This window comes from Trebonia sp. (genome assembly GCF_030042015.1).
In the GTDB taxonomy this organism is placed as follows: Bacteria; Actinomycetota; Actinomycetes; order Streptosporangiales; family Streptosporangiaceae; genus Trebonia.
Genome location: NZ_JASIAL010000219.1, coordinates 1 through 18,043 on the forward strand (window position 1 = coordinate 1; position 18,043 = coordinate 18,043).

Sequence of the window (18,043 nt, forward strand, 5' to 3'; positions counted from 1 at the left end):
ACCCGGCGCCTGACCCGCCAGCCGCCCGGACCACCAGCCCCAGGAGCTGCCGCCAGCCCGGCACCCCGGCCTGACCGCCGGACAAACTAGCACCCATCACCAGCCCCGCCACCCCCACCGGCCGGGGTCTGCTGCCGCGCGCCCAGCGGGACCCAGTTTTCATGTCAGCTGGCCAAGACCACCCTGCTCGCCCTGCCGCTGGCCGAGGCCTCGGTGAAGATCCGCACCGGCCCGCCCGACGACGGCGACTCACCCGACGCCGGGCTAGGCCTGTGGGCGGGCGAGCTTCCGCTCGTATCGGCCTGGCAGCAGCCCGTGCCTGACCCCGGACTGCCTGCGGGCATCGCGGTCCCGCCGCACATCGCGGCCAGGTCAGGCACGGTCCTCGGCTGACGCGGCCGGCTGACGCCAGATGCGCGCCGTGTCCACCTTCCGGCTGGCTCGCGCCTCCCCCCGGCGGCTGATGCGAAGCTGCCCCGCCCGCTGATAGCTATTGGGTAATCGCCGGGAGCTCCCCGGCACCGCAGGCAGGGCGTCGCGGAGGCTGCTGTGAACGGGATCAGGACTCGCCGGTCCGGTGCACGCCGGACCGGGCTCACCGACACGCCGCCGGGCGCACTCGCCGAGACTGCCACCGACGACCGGGTTCCCGGCCCCGCCTGGATCTTCGCGGCGGCGTTCGTCGCCCTCGAGCTGGCGGTCAGCGACCGGTATGGCTTCCAGCAGGACGAGCTTTACTTCCTCGTGGCGGGGCACCACCTCGCGTTCGGCTACGTGGACCAGCCGCCGCTCGCCCCCTTGCTCACCCGGATCACGGGCGTCCTCGGTGTCAGCCCGACCGCGATCCGGATCATCCCGGCCCTGGCCGGCGGCGCGATCGTGGTCATCGCGGCGAGGCTGGCGGCGCTCTTCGGCGCGGGCCGCGCGGGCCGGATACTGGCGGCCCTCGCCACGGCGTGCGCGCCGGTCCTGCTCGGCGCCATGCACGTGGGCAACACCACGCCGTACGACCTGCTTGCCTGGGCGGTCGTGCTGGCGTGCGTGGCGACGGCGCTGCTGCGCGAGCGGCCGCGGTGGTGGCTCGGCGCGGGCGCCACGGCCGGGATCGGGCTTGAGAACGAGTACCTGCTCGGCACCCTGGTCGCCGCCCTTGTCATCGGCATCATCGTGACGGAGCACCGCGGCGTGCTGCGGCAGCGGTGGCCGTGGATCGGCGGCGGCATCGCGCTGGTGATCTGGGCGCCCAACCTCGCCTGGCAGGCGACCCACGGCTGGCCTCAGCTCACCATGGCAGCCGCGCTGCACCAGCAGAACACCTCGGCCGCCGACTACATCGGGGGCCTGCCCGCGCAGCTCGTCTACGCGGGGCTGTTGGGGATCCCGCTGGTCATCGCGGGTTTCATCCGGCTGTGGCGGACACCTGAGCAGCGGTTCATCGCCGTCGCCGGCACGCTGATCGTCATTTATGTCCTTGCCTGGGTGCCTGGCAAGGTGTACTACACCGACGGGGTGCTGCCCGCGGTCCTGGCCGCCGGTTCTGTGTCGGCCGAGCGGTGGATCGCGGCGGCCCGCCGGCCGCGTGTCCGGTGGTGGATCCTCGGCGTCGCCGCCGCGGTGAGCACCGTGCTTGTAGCGCTCAACGCGCTGCCCGTGCTTCCGCTCGCGCGGGTGCACACGGTAACCTCGAACCACTCCCTCTCCGACAGCATCGGCTGGCCGCAGCTGACCGCAGAGGTGGCGGCGCAGGACGCGGTCCTGACGCGCGCGGGCCGGCCGCCCACCTCGATCTTCACCGGCGCGTACGCGGAAGCGGGCGCGCTCGACGTCTACGGCGGCCCGTATCACCTGCCGCCCGTGCTGTCGGGCCACAACACCTTCTGGATGTGGGGGCCGGGGAACGCCTCGGACACGACGGTCCTCGTGGTCGACGCGCTCGGCCAGCTGCAGCCGTACTTCGCGAGCTGCCGCCTCCTTGTCACGTTCAACCCGCCGTATCAGGTGCAGAGCGACTGGAATGACCTGCAGATCGGCGTCTGCACCGGGCCGTCGGCCAGCTGGCCCGTGCTGTGGCCGCACCTGAGGCACTATGACTAGTCAGCTAGTCAGCGCCGCGGACGCGGGCAGGCAGCTGACCCGGGGGCCCGCCTCGCGGGACCGGTGCCCAGGGAAGCCTGCGCGGCGGAAAAGCGTTGGCATCGTCTGGTTCTTGTCGTCTAGTCTTTTCCGCCGGTGAACCAGCCTTCCGAGATGCCCGAGCCCGCCGATCTTCGGCGCATGCTGCCCGAGCTGATGCTCCCTGACCAGCATCGGCTGGGCCGTCGCATCGACCGGGCGCGCGGCCTGAAGGATCAGGCGGCCCGCGACCGGGCGATCACGGAGCTGACCGCCGACGTCGCCAGGGCCGCGCAGAAGGTCACCAGGCGCCGCGCCGCAGTCCCGGCGATCAGCTACCCAGAAGAGCTCCCCGTCAGCCAGCGCAAAGACGAGATCGCGACGACGATCCGCGAGCACCAGGTCGTGATCGTCGCCGGCGAGACCGGCTCAGGCAAGACCACGCAGCTGCCGAAGATCTGCCTCGAGCTCGGCCGCGGGGTCACCGGCCAGATCGGCCACACCCAGCCGCGGCGGATCGCCGCCCGCACGGTCGCCGAACGGGTCGGAGAGGAACTCGCAACCGACCTCGGCGGGGCCGTCGGCTACAAGGTCAGGTTCACCGACAAGGCGTCAGACGGCACGCTGATCAAGGTGATGACCGACGGCATCCTGCTCAACGAGATCGCCAGCGACCGCGACCTGCTCCGCTACGACACCCTCATCATCGACGAGGCGCACGAGCGCAGCCTGAACATCGACTTCATCCTCGGCTACCTCAAGCAGCTGCTCCCCAGGCGCCCCGACCTCAAGGTGATCATCACCTCGGCGACGATCGACCCCCAGCGCTTTTCCGCCCACTTCGCGGACGCGCCGATCGTCGAGGTGTCCGGCCGCACCTACCCGGTCGAGGTCCGCTACCGCCCGGTCGCCGACCCGGCAAACCGCGACCAGGACCGGGACCAGGTACAGGCGATCACCGACGCGATCGACGAGCTCGCCACCGTGGGGCCCGGCGACATCCTCGTCTTCCTGTCCGGCGAGCGCGAGATCAGGGACACCGCCGACGCGCTCAAGGGCCGCCCCGGCATGGACGTGCTGCCGCTGTACTCCAGGCTGTCGGCCGCCGAGCAGCACCGCGTCTTCGAACCCCCGGCGTCCAGCCGCACCCGCCGGGTCGTGCTGGCCACCAACGTCGCCGAGACCTCGCTCACCGTCCCTGGCATCCGCTACGTGATCGACCCGGGCACCGCGCGCATCAGCAGGTACAGCTACCGCACCAAGGTGCAGCGGCTGCCGATCGAGCCGATCTCCCAGGCAAGCGCCAACCAGCGCAAGGGCCGGTGCGGCCGGGTCGCCGACGGGATCTGCATCCGGCTGTACTCCGAAGAGGACTTCGAGTCCCGCCCCGAGTTCACCGAGCCGGAGATCCAGCGCACGAACCTGGCGTCGGTGATCTTGCAGATGGCCGCCGCGCGCCTCGGGGACGTGCGCGCGTTCCCGTTCGTTGACCCGCCCGACCCGCGCAACATCGCCGACGGCACCCGGCTGCTCGAAGAGCTGAACGCCTTCGCCGGCGGCCGGCTGACCGACCTCGGCCGCAGGATGGCACGCCTGCCCGTCGACCCGCGGATCGCCCGGATGATCCTGGAGTCCGCCAGCGCGGGCTGCGCGCGCGAGGTCCTGATCATCGCCGCCGCGCTGTCCATCCAGGACCCGCGGGAGCGGCCCGCTGACAGCCAGCAGGCGGCCGACACCGCGCACCGCCGCTTCGCCCAGCCCGAGTCCGACTTCCTCACGTTCGTCGCCCTGTGGGACTACCTCGCGGAGCGCCAGCGCGAGCTGTCCGGGTCGGCGTTCCGCCGGATGTGCCGCGCTGAGTTCCTCAACTACCTGCGCGTCCGCGAATGGCAGGACCTGCACGGCCAGTTGCAAAGCCTGACCGCCGATCTCGGGGTGAGCACCGATTCATCCTCTTCAGAACGGTCCGTTGTTCACACCGCACTGCTCAGCGGACTGCTGTCCCACGTCGGCATGAAGGTGGTGCTTGCCACGGCACGCCCGGGCGCCGGTGGCGCTGAAGGCGCCGGGCGCGGCAGGCGCCCGCTGACCGAATACCTCGGGGCCCGCGGCACCCGGTTCGCGATCTTCCCTGGCTCCGCGCTCGCCCGCAAGCCGCCGGACTGGGTGGTCGCCGCGGAGCTTGTCGAGACGTCCCGGCTGTGGGGCCGGCTGGTGGCGTCGATCGAGCCGGAGTGGGTGGAGCCGGTCGCGGCGCACCTGGTCAAGCGGGACTACAGCGAGCCGCGGTGGAGCAAGAAGCGGGGCGCCGTCGTCGCTACCGAGAAGGTCACGCTGTACGGCATCCCCATCGTCGCCGACCGGGCCGTGAACTTCGCCGGGATCGACCCCGTGACCTCCCGCGAGCTGTTCATCAGGCACGCCCTCGTCGAAGGCGACTGGGAGACCAGGCACGACTTCTTCCGCGACAACGCCAAGCTGCTCGCCGAGGCGGCCGAACTCGAGCAGCGCGCCCGCCGCCGCGGCCTGGTCGCGGGAGAGGACGCGCTCTTCGAGTTCTACGACGCCAGGATCCCCGCCGACGTCGTGTCCGCGCGGCACTTCGACGCCTGGTGGAAGAAGGCCAGGCACGCCAGCCCCGGCCTGCTGACGCTGACGCTGGCGGACCTGCTGAGCGAGCAGGCGGCCGACGTCGACTCGGGCGCCTACCCCCAGGTGTGGACCTCGCAGTCGCCTGCCGCGCCACGGAACGGCCAGCGCCAGGGGCTGCCGCTGTCGTACGCGTTCGACCCGGGCGGCGCCGCGGACGGCGTCACCATCGACATCCCGCTGAACACGCTGAACCAGGCCCGTCCGGAAGAATTCTCCTGGCAGGTGCCTGGCCTGCGCCAGGAACTGGTCACCGAGCTCATCCGCTCGCTGCCCAAGGCCCTGCGCCGTGAACTGGTCCCCGCTCCCGATGTAGCCCGCGAGGTCCTGGCCCGCATCAGCGACGCCCCTCCAGACGGTTCCGCTCCGGCCACTCCTGCCCCGCCCGCCCCGTCGGGCCCTGTCGCGGACGTACGGGAGGTCCTGTCGCGCGAACTGTTCCTGCTGCGGGGCGTGCGCGTCCCGGTAGACGCGTTCGACCTGGACAAGCTGCCGCCGCACCTGCGGATCACGTTCCGTGTCACCGACGGGGACCGGGTGCTCGGCACCGGCAAGGACCTCGCCGCGCTGCAGCGGCAGCTGCGGCCGCAGCTGCGCGCCACGCTGTCCGCCAGGGCGGTCGCGCTGACCCGCACGGGGCTGACCAGCTGGGATTTCGGCGCGCTGCCGAAGGTGTTCACCGACGGCGAGGTCAAGGCCTACCCGGCGCTCGCGGACGCGGGCGATACGGTCGACGTGCGGCTGTTCGAGACACCCGGCGCCGCGCGCGCGGCCATGCGGGCCGGCACGAGGCGGCTGGTCCTGCTCGGCGCCCGGTCGCCGGTGAAGGACATCGCGGCGCGGCTGACGACGGCGCAGAAGCTCGCGCTGAGCCACAACCCCCACGGCAGCGTGGCCGCGCTGTTCGCCGACTGCGTGAGCTGCGCCGCCGACGGCCTGATCGCGGACGCGGGCGGCCCGGCGTGGGATGCCGAGGGCTTCGCGCGGCTGGCCGAGCAGGTCCGCCCGCGGCTGCACGCGGCGACGGCCGAGGTGGTGACCTGGGCGGAGGAGCTGCTGCGCGCCGCGCACGCGGCGCAGGCGCGGCTCGGCGAGCTGCGCAGCCCGGTGCTCGAGCCGGCCGTCGCCGACATCCGGGACCAGCTTCGGGGGCTGGTATACCCGGGGTTCCTGACCGCCACGGGGATGGCGCGGCTGCCCGCGCTGGCGCGGTACCTGCGCGCGATCGGGCGGCGCCTCGACAAGCTGGCCGACAATCCGGGCCGGGACGCGCAGCAGATGGCGGTCGTCCACCGGGTCCAGGACGCCTGCCAGGCTGCGCTCGCCGCGCTGCCCGCCGCCGTCAGGTCCAGCGATGCGGCGCGGGAGATCGGGTGGCTGATCGAGGAGCTGCGGGTCAGCCTGTTCGCGCAGACCGTCGGCACTCCGGTGCCGGTTTCCGAGCGCAGGATAATGACGGCAATCGAACACCTCAATTGACAACGGTTTGCCATTCGAACGCCATCGGCGTGTCGTTCGAACCCGCGGACTACTTTCAGTGCTAGGTTCCTTCCCAAGTAGCACCGCCTTCCGCCCGCGGGCCGAGGGCCGGTAAGCAAGGAGGAAGGCACCGTGACCGGAACACCCCCCGTCAGGCGTCGGCTGCTCGGCGCGGCACTGCGCAGGTACCGGGAGAACCTCGGCTACGGCCTGGACGAGGCCGCCCGGATCCTGGAGTGCGACCGTTCCAAGATCAGCCGGATCGAGACCGGGCAGCGCGGCATCAGCGCCAAGGAGCTGCGCGAGCTGCTCACCGAGTACGGCGTGCCGGCCGGCGAGCAGGCCGCGCTGCTCGCCGTGGCGCACCGGGGCCGGCAGCATGGCTGGTGGCAGGACTACCAGGACGTCCTCTCGGACGCGGGCCAGGATTACGTGATCATGGAAACCTCGGCGTCGGAAATCCTGGCCTACGCGCCGCACCAGGTGCCCGACCTGTTGCAGACGCAGGAATACGCGCGCACTGTGGCCGCGGCCGACCCCGGCTGCAACGGGGACGAGCAGCGGGCGCACGCGGTCGAGGTGAAGCTGGCCAGGCAGCGGGCGGTGCTCAGTGAGCGCCGCCCGCGGCTGGAGTTTGTTGTCGGTGAGGCGGCACTGCACCAGGTGGTCGGCGGGGCGGGGGTGATGCGCCCGCAGCTTGCCAGGCTGGCTGTGCTCGCCGACGAGGGCGCCAGGGCACCTGGTCCCGCCGTGTCGCTGCAAATCCTGCCGTTCGCCGCAGGCGCATACGCGGTGGCCGGATGCGGGCCGATGGCGGTCCTGCGATTCGCGGACACGCCCGGCCTGGGCGTCGTCCACCTGGCCGCGCTGAGCGGCGGGGTCAGCCTGGAACGCGGCGAGGACGTGGCTCGCTACATACGGGCCTTCGCGCAGCTGCGGACGGCGGCCCTCACCCCGGCGGCATCGGCGCGACTGCTGCGCGCCATGGCGCGAGACTGAGCGGACGTGCCCGGACGCTTATGGCTGCGGGTTCTCGGCACTGCCCGCGTCTGCGGGCAACGGCGTCGACATCTCGCGGAGCGGGTGCGAGAGCTGTCTGTTGACAACCTCGAGCTTGGCGATGAGGTCCTGGATGTCGCGGAGCTGTTGACCGTCGTCACGGCTCTGCTTGCTTCCGGGGGCGTCTCCGCGAAGCCCTCCGGGGACACTTTCGTCGCGATCGCTTGCGGTCGGCACGCCGTTGCCGGAAATCATGGATAAGAACTCCATAGTCGGTGAGGAGGAGCAGGCGAACACCAACGGCGCCTATCAGGAAGAATCTTACTGCGATTTAACAGACTTGTCACGCGGAACCCGGAGGATATTCACAATATCGCCGATTCCGTCGCGCCCGTCTGCCTCAGGCGCCTCGATGGATCGATGATAACCCAAGATTGAAGCACGAACGCGCAGGTCAGCCGTGTCGAGCTAATCGCGATCGATTGCACCGATATTTCGCTTCTCAGATGCACATGCACGCCACGATGCACGATCACGAGGAAAACGCGAATGCACGTGCATTTAAGCGGCGGGTTGACGAGCGCTGGCCGTGGGCGCGCATGGACTGTTCGATTTCGCCCGGGCTGAGCGCGGGGACCGGCAGTTCCGGCGAGCCGCCCCGGGCGGCGCGCATGCCGTCGATGATCAGCGCGAGGTACCTGCGCCAGATGTCCGGCTGGACAGAGCCGGCGTACTCGCCCGCCGAGGCGAGCATGAACACGATGAGCGGAATGTCGGTCGGGCTGAAGTCGTGGCGCAGTGTGCCTTCAGCCAGCGCGCGCTCAACGAGCTTGCTCACCACCGGACGCATCTGCTCGCGGGCATAGGCGACCCGGTCCTTGCCGTAGGTGGCGAACATCATCAGCTGCCGCAGGCCCAGGTCGCCCGCCATGCTGGCGGCGGCGTGTTCAAGGTACGAGATCAGCGCCTGCCAGGGGTCGGGCGCCGCGCACGCCTGTTCGGCAACCGCGACCATGGCGTCGATGCGGTCCTGGAAAAGCTCCGCGACCAGCGTCTCCTTGTCGGGGAACCGCCGGTAGACCGTGCCGACCCCGACTCCCGCCTGGCGGGCCACGTCGTCCAGGGTGGCGTCAAGCCCGCGCTGGGTGAACACCTCGGTGGCCGCGCGCAGGATGCGCTGCCGGTTCCGCTCGGCGTCGCGGCGCAGCGGGCGTTCGCCACGGCAGTCCCCGACCGCGTCACCCTCGGCACGAGATGTCATGGCCGTAGCCTACCCGCAGCGGAGGCGGTGTCTCCGCTTCGTGTTATGCTGGCGCAATAAACGGAGCAGCTATCTCCAGATAGGCGGGTTCGGAATGTCCGAGGGGAGCGTGCCCGCGCCGGGTGCGGGGCGGACGGGCGCGGGCGCGCAGCAGGCCTGGCCGGGCAGCAACGCTGAGCCCGACCCGAGGCGCTGGCTGATCCTCGTGGTCATTGCGATCGCGCAGCTCATGGTCGTGCTCGACGCCACCGTCATGAACATCGCGCTGCCGTCGGCGCAGCGGGCACTGGACTTCACCAACGTCGACAGGCAATGGGTCGTGACGGCGTACTCGCTGTCGTTCGGCAGCCTGCTACTGTTCTGCGGCCGGCTTTCCGACCTGATCGGCCGCAAGGTCATCTTCATCACCGGGCTGGCGGGCTTCGCCGCCGCGTCCGCTGTCGGCGGCGCTTCCGTCAACTTCACGATGCTGGTGGCGGCGCGCGCCTGCCAGGGCGCGTTCGGCGCGATGCTGGCGCCGGCCGCGCTGTCGCTGCTCGCCACGACGTTCGCCGATCCGAGTGAGCGGGGCAAGGCGTTCGGCATCTACGGCTCGGTCGCAGCCGGCGGCGGCGCGGTCGGACTGCTGCTTGGCGGCGTGCTGACGTCCTACCTGTCCTGGCGCTGGTGCCTGTACATCAACCTGTTCTTCGCCGGCATCGCGATCTCCGGCGCGCTGAGCCTGCTGCGCCGGCAGTCCGGCCCGCCCGGAGCGCAGCTCGACATCCCCGGTGTGCTCCTGGTTTCCAGCGGGGTGTTCTGCCTCGTCTACGGGTTCTCCAACGCCGCGACGCACGACTGGTCCACCCCATCGACCTGGGGCTTCCTCGCGGCAGGCGTCATCCTGCTCATCGCGTTCGGGGCCTGGCTCACGCGCGCGACGTCGCCGCTGCTGCCACCCCGGGTTGTCGTCAACCGCAACCGCGGTGCCGCCTACCTCGGTATCCTGGTCACCGCCGCCGGCATGTTCGGCATCTTCCTGTTCCTCACGTACTACCTGCAGGACACGCTGAGGTACTCACCGGTCATCACGGGCGTGGCCTTCCTGCCCATGGTCGTGTGCATCGCGATCGCGTCCAACCTTTCCAACATCGTCCTGATGCCTCGCATCGGCCCCAAGCCGATCGTCTCGGTCGGCCTGGTGCTCGCCGCGGCGGGTACGGCCTGGCTGACCGGGATCGGCCCGCACTCCGGATATGCGGAGACGATCCTCGGGCCGATCATGGTCGCCGGCTTCGGCCTTGGCCTGATGTTCTCCACGGCGTTCAACACCGGCACGTTCGGCGTGGCGCCCCGTGACGCCGGCGTGGCCTCGGCGACCGTCAACACCGGCCAGCAGCTGGGCGGCTCGATCGGCACCGCGCTGCTGAACACGATCGCGACCAGCGCGGCAACCGCCTACCTGGCCAGCCACCTGAGCGGCCGGCCGGCGCCAGGGGTGGTGCAGCTGTCGCTGATCCACGGGTACACGACCGCGTTCTGGTGGGTTGCCGGGATCTTCCTGGCCGGAGCGGTGGTCTGCGGTTCGCTGATGCGCCGCGGCCCGCTGCGCCTGCCCCAGCCCGACGCCGGCCCGGCATCCGCCGCAGCCGACGCCACCCAGGCAGGCGCCACGGCCCGCACGGAATAATCCGGGGGGGCGACCCCCCGGACCCCCCGGCTGCGCCTTGACGGCGCACGTGCTCCGGGGATCTTGCGGTTTGATCCCCGGAGGGCCCACCCGCAGACACCTTAAGCGCCTTATTCAAACCCCATCCGCCGGGCGTCGCGCGTGTTGGCGGACATGCGTTCATGGCCTCTCGGAGTGGGCAACGATTGAGCTTTGAGTCTCCGGCGTGTGCCGGTCATCACCGCTCTGCGAGCGGGGCGGGGGTGGGACGGCCGGAGTCAGGAGGCGTGCTGGCCGGAAGGTACCACTTGGACCAGCTACCGGGACGCGGAGCCATGGGCGAGATCTGGCGCTGTCGTGACCTTCGCCTCGCCCGGGACGTCGCGGTCAAGGTTCTGCGTGATATAGATCCAGATCCAGATGACACACGACGGTTTCGTCGGGAAGCCGAGGCGGCCGCTGGGCTGCGTCATCCAGGTATCCTCATCGTCTACGACGTCGATGAGGCCGACGGCCGGATGTTCATCTCCACGGAACTGCTCCACGGCCACGACCTCGGGAGGCTCCTGAAGGGACATCCAGAAGGTCTGCCGGTTGGTGAGGCGGCAGGCTTCAGCGTCGAAGTCGCCAGCGCGCTGGCTCATGCATACGGGCTGGGGATCGTCATCGCGACCTGAAGCCGTCCAACCTGTTCGCCCAAGACGACGGGCCACTGAAGGTGCTGTACTTCGGCATCTCCCGCGACCTGAACGCCACATCCGGACCCACCGGAACCGGCCAGGCTCTTGGTACGCCTTTCTACATGGCCCCGAACAGTGGCGCGACGCCGAACCCTCCCTGTCAGCTAACTTAGCGAAATGCGGCTGCCGCGGGGCTTCGGGCGTCTAAGTCGGGCGATATCAGATTCTTACGTGGCTACCTCTTAAACCTCACCACCACACCCTGAGAGCTGCTCTCTCCCCCGTCTGTCTGCCAGGTGGCGGTGAGAGGAGCTGACGATTTGGCCACCCGCCAAGCCGCCGAGGTCCCGTTGACGAACGACCAATACCCCGAGTTGTAGTACTTCCAGGGTGCCGCAGGACCAGTGTTGTAGGCCTCAAGTGTATCAACCGCAACAAAGGCGATATTGCCAGCTGCTACACGCGAGAGAGTCCAACTCTGGTTAGCCAGGTAGTTCAGATCAGCAACCTTGCCACCGCCGTTGACGAAGCCGGTAGCGGGTCGGTTGAACTCTATGGCAAAGGCATTCCATGCGTTGGTAGGCGTGTTCACCGTCAGCGTATCGGCCGCACCAGTTGTGTCCGTGCAAATCCATATCTCGTTATCAGCACCATCGTTGTACGAGTTGACGAACTTGAAGGTACCCATCCTTGAAGAGATGCTTTTGACGGTGTGCGTCTGAGTGCCTGGGTTAGTCAAGGTTTGGATTACGAGAATAACGGTGTGGCCTTTCCTTGTGTCGTGAGCGAACACTTTGTTATAGTGTCCGCTAGCGATGCTGGTGGTGTTCCCGTTAATGGTGCCTGTGTCGTCAGCTTGAACGAAGGCAACTGTGGTAGTGGTGGCGGTAGTGGCACTGGCTGCTGATCCGGAAATAACTGTTTCGGCACTCGCCGGCAATGCCATGGCCGTTATGAGCACGAGTGCGCTCACCATGGCTAGGAGAATCTTCTTCACGTTCGTCCTTCCAGTCTGATCTGAGCGTAGAAGGCATCTTTCCGATCTCACGCACAGGCCGCTCGGTTTCCGGGAGCACTCGGCGGCTCTGCACGGCCGAAGCAAGCACAGCCCACTGCACCGGCTCGCGTCGCGCCAGCAGGTTGTCCACATCAAGAGCGACCATAGCTGAAGCTTCACCAGCGGCAGGGAAGACGACGTCAGCGCTGAGCGTTCCAGGTATGCCGCTTGGCCGTACTACCAATTCAATAATATCAGTCGTATCTTCGTGAGCTCCTTGCACTTTTCGGTGTTTGTCCGTTGCCGGGATCGGGTTCGTGCCGCTTCGAGAGGGTGCGGGAATGGACCTATCTGACGTCGTTTCATGCCTAGTATCGCGCGGCGTTTCGCTTGGCTCGGGAAGGATCGGCTTCGATCGTACTCGCAGACCCTACGGCTACGGCCTTGTCTTTGCCACATGAGTGCTATCGCGCTTCAGCCAGCTGGTGATCAATAGCAGTCCACGCTGTTTGATACTCGCTGAGGTCGGCGTATCAACACCAGCTAATCGGCAGGACGCCTTCGACGCCGCATGCCGCCGAACGAGCCGCTTGACGCTGCTCTCGCTGATGCCGTACTCCTCGGCCAGCTTGCGCTTCGACGTGCCCGCTGTGAAGGCGGCGACAAGCCGCTCAGCGTCAGTCTCGCTGAGGCGGTCGCCCACCCGCCAGGTGGCGTCCGGAATCCGGTGTAAAGGGACGGGCGCGGTTCCGGTTGATGGTGATGTTAGGCGATGGCTCCGACATTCTCGTGACGATTGTCGGCTTGTGTGGTGGTGACGGTGCGTGGCCGGAGCGGGCGGGGCGGGCCGGGCAGCGAGCGGCGCAGGTCCTGCAGCAGCCGCAGCCCGTCAGCGGTCATGGTCAGGCCGCGCCAGCCGCGGGAGGCGCGGTCCAGGACGGCCCAGACCAGGGTCAGGCAGGAGGTCTCGCCGGGCAGGCGGCCGATCACCTTGGTGCGGCGGCGGGTCTCGCCGAAGGTCCGCTCGATGAAGTTGGAGTGCCGGATGCGCTGGTGGTGCCCGGCGGGGAACCGCAGGTAGGCGGTCAGCCCTTCATGGTCGGCGAGCAGGCATTTCATCGCGGCCGGGTAGGTCGCGGAGTATTTCGCGGCCATCTCGGTGATGCGGTGTTCGATGAGCTCGACGAGCCGGGGGCCGGGCTTGGTCGTCAGGTCGCTGGTATCGAACAGCGCCCAGAAGGCGTCCTTGACCTCGGGCTGCATCCCGGCCGGGACCGTGGCCAGGATGTTTCCCGCCCGGTGGATGTTATGCCGACGTCGGCATAACATCCATCAGGGGCAATGCATCAGACGGGAAGGTCAAAAGCGCAGCGACGAGGGAACCAGGGAGTTCGTGGCTGAGGTCCGCGTCCCAGGCGCGGTATCCGGCGGGTTCCAATACCTGACTCCGCCAGTACCGACCTCACCCTCAAAGAACGCGCCCTGGCCCGGGTCAACCCACCAGATGCCAGGCCTGGCCGCTACCGGCCACCGGACAAGCTCCTCGCCTTCCTCGAAGCGCTCTGATTATGCCGGCCTTTCCGCCACCCATAAGGCCGCCGCCAGCGGCTCCGCCGGCCTGGTCGGCATAATCCCGAGGTCGGCGTAATGGATCAGGCAGCGCTGGCGCAGCGCCTTGGGGAAGGCCTGCCCGGTCGCGGCGATCAGGCCGGGGACGCCGTCGCTGATGACCAGCAGCGGGGAGGGCAGGCCGCGCTCCTTGAGGTCTTGCAGGAAATCGTGCCAGGCATCGGCGGACTCGCCGGCGCCGGGCGCCAGGCCGGTGAAGGCGGGCTTGCCGCTAGTGGTGATGCCTCAGGCGGCCAGCACCGGCTCAGCCGGGGAGCCGGGATGCATCCGGAAGAACGAGGCGTCCAGGAACAGGTAATCCAGGACGACATCGTCCAGGCGCCGCGTAGCCCAGGCCTGGTACTCCTCCTTGATCGCCTGGCACACGGTCGAGACGGTGGACTTGGAGATCGCAGCCTGGTCACCGAGCGCCTCGGCCAGGGCCGCCTCCACGTCGCGGACCGGCAGGCCGCGCACGAACGAGGCGATCACCAGCGTCTCCAGCGCGTTGGTCTTGGTCACGTGGCTGCCGGACAGCCGGGACGCGAACGCCCCGGTGGTGCCGCGCAGCTTCGGCCGGGCCAGCCTCACCGGCCCGGCGGTCGTCTTGACGGTCACTTCCCGGTACCCGTTCCGCGCGCCAGGCCGGGCCTCAGCGCAGGCCGCGGCCCGCTGGTAACGGTCGCGGCCGGGGAACTCGGTGACTTCGGCTTCGAGAGCAGCCTGCATCAGCAACCGCGCGCCGAGCCGGGCGACGTCTTCCAGGATCTCCGGCAGCTCCCGGTCCTGACTGAACAGCTCGTCGATGTGGCCGCGGATACGTCGGTAGGGGATACTCGGTCAGGCATGGGCGTAGGTCCTTCCCTTCGATGACTTGGCCGTCTTGAAGGGAACCTACGCCCGTCTTCATTTACACCGGGGTTTGGACGTCATCACCCGCCACTTACGGGTGCCCAGGGGAACAGACCGCACGCTGCGAGCCTGTTCGCCGCCCTGTTCTTGTGCCCGGCGGAGCTGCTGTACCGCACTGACCAGGGATTTTGCGAGGTCTGAATGGTTTGAGTAAGACCCCATAAGGTCCGGCTGCGCCTTGACGGCGCACGTGCTCGGGGGATCATGCAGTTCCCGGGCTGGCCGTCCGGTAACGACCTGTGCAGCGCCTTGCGCATGGGGTGGGCGCGGCGCTCTGGCGCGGCCGGCTCGGTGAGCCGGGGCAGCACGATCGTGAAGCGGGTCATCGCTGGCCGGCTGGTCACCAGCACGGCGCCGCCGTGCGCAGCGACCACCGCGTCCACGATCGCGAGGCCGAGCCCGGTGGACGCCGCGTTGGTCGCGTGCGAGCGGGATGTGTCCGCGCGGGTGAACCGCTCAAACAGGTCGGGCAGCAGGTCGGCCGGGATGCCGGGCCCGTCGTCGGTGACGGTCAGCACCATCCACGGTCCCGGCGGGACGGTCCCGTGCTGCACGGACTCCCGGCCGGCCGCGGGTTCGCCCGGCGGGAGCTCGGCGCTGACCCTGACGGTGACCGTGGTGCCTTCCGGGGTGTGCCGCCCGGCGTTGCTGAGCAGGTTGCCGAGCACCTGGTGCAGCCGGTGCTGGTCGCCGCTGACCAGCACCGGGTCGTCGGGCAGTTCGAGCACCCAGCGGTGGTCGGGTCTGGCCACGCGGGAGTCGCTCGTCGCCTCGATGGCCATCCGGGACACGTCGACCGCGTCCCTGCCCAGCGGCCGGCCGGCGTCAAGCCTGGCGAGCAGCAGCAGGTCGTCGACCAGAACGCTCATCCGGGTGGACTCAGAAAGCACGCGGGCCAGCGCGTGCGTCACCGCCTCCGGGGAGTCGCCCGGATGCCGCAGCGCCAGCTCGGCGTAGCCGCGGATGGCGGCGAGCGGCGTGCGCAGCTCGTGGCTGGCGTCGGCGGCGAACCGGCGCAGCCGCGCCTCACTCGCCGCGCGTCGATGCAGTGCCGCCTGCACGTGCCCGAGCATCCGGTTGAAGGCCAGCCCGACCTGGCCGGTCTCGGTTTCCGGGTCGGTGTCCGGCACGCCGTTGGGCAACTTGACGTCGCCGAACTCAAGCGGCAACTCGGCCACCTGGGACGCGGTGGCCGCCACCCGGCGCAGCGGGCGCAAGGAGAGCCTGACCCAGATCGTGCCGAGCACGCCGGCCAGCAGCAGGACGCAGCCGAAGATCACCGACTCGGCGAGCGCCACATAGCGGAGCTGGTCATCCATGCCGCTGAGCGGCATGCCGGTGATGTAGACGGAGCCGTCGCCATCGGGGTCACGCATCGCGGTGAGTTCGAACGTGGTGTTGGCCGAGCTGAGGTAGTGCGTGCTGGTCGGGGCGTTTTCCCCATCCGGCCCGTCCGGCCCGTTCTGGCCGTTTTGGGTGTTCGCTCCGTTCTGCGGGGCCGGGGCCTCCGACAGCGGGATGGTCAGCAGGATCCGCGCGTCCGCGGGCGACAACCGGTAGGAGCTGTCGCCAATGAGCACCGCGTGCCACTCCCCGTTCGCGATCACCGCGGTGAACGTCCCGTCGGCGAGTCCCTGGCACGCGGACAGGGTGACCGAGCCCGGGTGCACGTTCGCGGCGGTCCTGCTGTCGCTGCCGGGGGCGGGGCTGGTTCCTGGACCGCCAGGACCGCGAGGATTGCCCGTGGTTCCCGAGGGACTGGCGTCGTGGCTGAACTGGTGCTCCCAGCAGTTGTAGGCGAGGATGGTCGCCGTCTGCAGCTGGTTGCCTAGTTCACGCGACAGCGAGTTCTGGACGGCGAAGTACGTGACGATGCCGACGGTGGCGCAGGCGACGGCGAGCAGCGCCACCAGGCCGGCGATCAGCCTGCCGCGCAGCGTGCGCAGCATCCGCAGACGCCACGGCGCGATCCTGCGCAGCCGCGCAACCGACCGCATCAGCCAGTCGGCTTCAGGACATACCCGACGCCGCGGACAGTATGGATGAGCGGGTCACGGCCGGCGTCGATCTTCTTGCGCAGGTAGCTGATGTACAGCTCGACCACGTGCGCTTGGCCGCCAAAATCGTAGTTCCACACCCGGTCCAGGATCTGCGCCTTGGACAGTACCCGCCGCGGGTTGCGCATCATGAACCGGAGCAGCTCGAACTCGGTCGCGGTCAGGTCGATGAGCTCGCCGCCGCGGCGGACCTCGCGGGCATCCTCGTCCATGGTCAGGTCCGCCACTTTGAGCGCGCCCTCGCTGTTCGCCCTGGCCAGGTTGGCTCGGCGGAGCAGCCCGCGCAGCCGGGCGAGAACCTCCTCAAGGCTGAAGGGTTTCGTGACGTAGTCGTCGCCGCCCGCGGTCAGCCCCGCCACCCGGTCTTCCACCGCGTCTCGCGCGGTGAGGAAGAGGACGCAGATCTCCGGGAGTTCGGCGCGGAGCCTGCGCATGACCTCGATCCCGTCTACGTCGGGCAGCATGATGTCCAGCACGACTGCATCCGGCCGGAACTCGCGCCCCGCCCGGACCGCCTCGGCCCCGTTGCCCGCGGTGCGCACGCTCCAGCCCTCGTAGCGAAGCACACTAGACAGCAGCTCCGCCAGGCTCGGCTCATCGTCGACCACGAGTACCCTGACCGGCGTGCCATCCGGGTGCAGTGTGCCCGCCCTGCCCGCCTGCGCCGTCGCGGTCGGCGCCGTGCCAGTGTCGCCGGCCGTGCCGTGCTGGGCACTGCCGGTTAGCGTTGTGCCTCCTGCATAGTCAGGCATATCTGTCGCTCACTCGTCGCTGGCTTGCTGACTTCCTTATCAGGATGGCAACTCAACGGCATCAGAGCGTACGGATATTGCTATGGATTGCCTCTGAGATTGCACGCGGCTACTGATCAGCCCGCTCAGCGGTTCGGCGAGCGCCCAGTGGGCACGCCGCTAACTGTCGAGGACCCGCGCGAGCTTGGAGCCGTGCCCGGCAGGGCGCGCGCCCGCCGCCAGGAGCAGGTCCGCCGCCGCCTGCTGCAGCGCCGGCGACGCGACCGGCACCTCGACCTCGATCTCCCGCCAGCGCAGCGGCTGGGCCGCGGCGCCGGTGGCGCCGGTGGCGCCGGTGGCGCCGGTGAGCCGTCGCGCCGTCACCACGTCGTCGGCGATCTCCGCCACGACGCGTCCGTCGTGCCCGGTGAGGGTCACCACGGTCCGTTCGGTATCGAGGACGGCTATCGGCGCGAGCGGGAGGCCGCCGGTGACCCCCGCCACCAGCGCGGCGAGGCGGTCCGGGACCTCGACCTGCGCGTCCGCGCCGCCAGTGCCCTCCCCGGCGTCTTCGGCGGACAGGGGAACGTGCAGCTCCTGGCGGGCGTTCTGCCCGGCCGGGAGCTTGAGGTGCCAGCCCGCGTCGGTCCCGCCGGTCCGCCTGCGCAAGGTGATCTTGCCAGCCGCCAGCCGCGTGTCCGCGGTGTCGAAGTAGGTGGCGGCCAGGTGGTGCCTGACCGGCGGGGCTGCCGCCACGTCCGCGGACAGGGCGCCGAAGTCAGGCCGCCCGAAGTCCTCGTCCACGTCGAACTTCTGCTCGATCTCGATGTGGTCAGACACCGCAGCCTCCGCCGTCTCTGCCGTCCAGTTAGCCCCCAGCTTATGAAAGGGACACTGCGGGGCCAGCCGC

General features: G+C 69.4%; 14 protein-coding genes and 1 pseudogene. 6 read left to right on the forward strand and 9 right to left on the reverse strand.

The features are described from left to right. The first annotated feature begins 213 nt into the window (after positions 1 to 213). The 4 genes from Q1N79_RS11330 (at position 214) to Q1N79_RS11345 (ending at position 7,239) form a co-directional block, all read left to right on the forward strand. Positions 214 to 393 (forward strand): hypothetical protein, encoded by a 180-nt coding sequence (locus Q1N79_RS11330; protein WP_300608000.1) that lies wholly within the window; start codon positions 214 to 216, stop codon positions 391 to 393. Positions 394 to 549: 156 nt separating this feature from the next. After that, positions 550 to 2,094 carry a glycosyltransferase family 39 protein gene (locus tag Q1N79_RS11335; RefSeq protein ID WP_300608003.1) on the forward strand — a complete coding sequence of 515 codons (1,545 nt, stop codon included), beginning with the start codon at positions 550 to 552 and terminating at the stop codon, positions 2,092 to 2,094. Between the two features lie 153 nt (positions 2,095 to 2,247). Next, a complete protein-coding gene (gene hrpA / locus Q1N79_RS11340) occupies positions 2,248 to 6,240 on the forward strand; it encodes an ATP-dependent RNA helicase HrpA (RefSeq protein WP_300608006.1) in 3,993 nt (1,330 codons plus the stop codon). Positions 6,241 to 6,372: 132 nt separating this feature from the next. Continuing rightward, positions 6,373 to 7,239 carry a Scr1 family TA system antitoxin-like transcriptional regulator gene (locus Q1N79_RS11345; RefSeq protein ID WP_300608009.1) on the forward strand — a complete coding sequence of 289 codons (867 nt, stop codon included), beginning with the start codon at positions 6,373 to 6,375 and terminating at the stop codon, positions 7,237 to 7,239. Positions 7,240 to 7,257: 18 nt separating this feature from the next. Here the strand turns inward: Q1N79_RS11345 and Q1N79_RS11350 are convergent, their stop codons facing one another. Both Q1N79_RS11350 and Q1N79_RS11355 read right to left on the reverse strand, forming a co-directional pair. Beyond that, positions 7,258 to 7,494 (reverse strand): hypothetical protein, encoded by a 237-nt coding sequence (locus Q1N79_RS11350; protein ID WP_300608013.1) that lies wholly within the window; start codon positions 7,492 to 7,494, stop codon positions 7,258 to 7,260. Between the two features lie 277 nt (positions 7,495 to 7,771). After that, complete coding sequence (locus tag Q1N79_RS11355) at positions 7,772 to 8,500, reverse strand: TetR/AcrR family transcriptional regulator (RefSeq protein ID WP_300608016.1); 729 nt, start codon at positions 8,498 to 8,500, stop codon at positions 7,772 to 7,774. Positions 8,501 to 8,594: 94 nt separating this feature from the next. Between Q1N79_RS11355 and Q1N79_RS11360 the strand changes: the two genes are divergently transcribed. Further along, positions 8,595 to 10,169: an MFS transporter gene (locus tag Q1N79_RS11360; RefSeq protein WP_300608019.1), complete on the forward strand. Its 1,575-nt coding sequence runs from the start codon at positions 8,595 to 8,597 to the stop codon at positions 10,167 to 10,169. A 161-nt stretch (positions 10,170 to 10,330) separates the two neighbouring features. Further along, positions 10,331 to 11,001 (forward strand): annotated as a pseudogene (locus Q1N79_RS11365) (serine/threonine-protein kinase). A 62-nt stretch (positions 11,002 to 11,063) separates the two neighbouring features. Here the strand turns inward: Q1N79_RS11365 and Q1N79_RS11370 are convergent. From Q1N79_RS11370 to Q1N79_RS11395, 7 genes are all read right to left on the reverse strand, one after another. Further along, on the reverse strand, positions 11,064 to 11,825 hold the full coding sequence (locus tag Q1N79_RS11370) for a hypothetical protein (protein WP_300608025.1): 762 nt from the start codon (positions 11,823 to 11,825) through the stop codon (positions 11,064 to 11,066). A 765-nt stretch (positions 11,826 to 12,590) separates the two neighbouring features. Then, complete coding sequence (locus Q1N79_RS11375; RefSeq protein ID WP_300608028.1) at positions 12,591 to 13,154, reverse strand: transposase; 564 nt, start codon at positions 13,152 to 13,154, stop codon at positions 12,591 to 12,593. A gap of 237 nt (positions 13,155 to 13,391) precedes the next feature. After that, the gene (locus tag Q1N79_RS30660; RefSeq protein WP_367185059.1) at positions 13,392 to 13,676 is read right to left on the reverse strand and encodes a transposase; all 285 of its coding nucleotides are present in this window, start codon (positions 13,674 to 13,676) and stop codon (positions 13,392 to 13,394) included. Positions 13,677 to 13,679: 3 nt separating this feature from the next. Next, positions 13,680 to 14,267: a transposase gene (locus tag Q1N79_RS11380; RefSeq protein ID WP_367185060.1), complete on the reverse strand. Its 588-nt coding sequence runs from the start codon at positions 14,265 to 14,267 to the stop codon at positions 13,680 to 13,682. A 98-nt stretch (positions 14,268 to 14,365) separates the two neighbouring features. Continuing rightward, positions 14,366 to 16,342, reverse strand: coding sequence for a HAMP domain-containing sensor histidine kinase (locus tag Q1N79_RS11385; protein ID WP_300608031.1), 1,977 nt, complete (start codon positions 16,340 to 16,342; stop codon positions 14,366 to 14,368). Then, positions 16,342 to 17,154, reverse strand: a complete 813-nt coding sequence (locus tag Q1N79_RS11390; protein WP_300608033.1) for a response regulator transcription factor — start codon at positions 17,152 to 17,154, stop codon at positions 16,342 to 16,344. Before Q1N79_RS11390 ends, Q1N79_RS11385 begins: the two co-directional genes overlap by 1 nt. A gap of 159 nt (positions 17,155 to 17,313) precedes the next feature. Then, positions 17,314 to 17,973: a CYTH domain-containing protein gene (locus tag Q1N79_RS11395; protein ID WP_300608036.1), complete on the reverse strand. Its 660-nt coding sequence runs from the start codon at positions 17,971 to 17,973 to the stop codon at positions 17,314 to 17,316. Between the last annotated feature and the right edge of the window lie 70 nt (positions 17,974 to 18,043).

Coding starts and splice junctions, on each gene's coding strand:
- hrpA (WP_300608006.1), top strand. CDS start 2,248: ATGCCCGAGCCCGCCGATCTTCGGCGCATGCTGCCCGAGCTGATGCTC.
- Q1N79_RS11350 (WP_300608013.1), bottom strand. CDS start 7,494: ATGATTTCCGGCAACGGCGTGCCGACCGCAAGCGATCGCGACGAAAGT.
- Q1N79_RS11355 (WP_300608016.1), bottom strand. CDS start 8,500: ATGACATCTCGTGCCGAGGGTGACGCGGTCGGGGACTGCCGTGGCGAA.
- Q1N79_RS11360 (WP_300608019.1), top strand. CDS start 8,595: ATGTCCGAGGGGAGCGTGCCCGCGCCGGGTGCGGGGCGGACGGGCGCG.
- Q1N79_RS11375 (WP_300608028.1), bottom strand. CDS start 13,154: ATGTTATGCCGACGTCGGCATAACATCCACCGGGCGGGAAACATCCTG.
- Q1N79_RS11385 (WP_300608031.1), bottom strand. CDS start 16,342: ATGCGGTCGGTTGCGCGGCTGCGCAGGATCGCGCCGTGGCGTCTGCGG.
- Q1N79_RS11390 (WP_300608033.1), bottom strand. CDS start 17,154: ATGCCTGACTATGCAGGAGGCACAACGCTAACCGGCAGTGCCCAGCAC.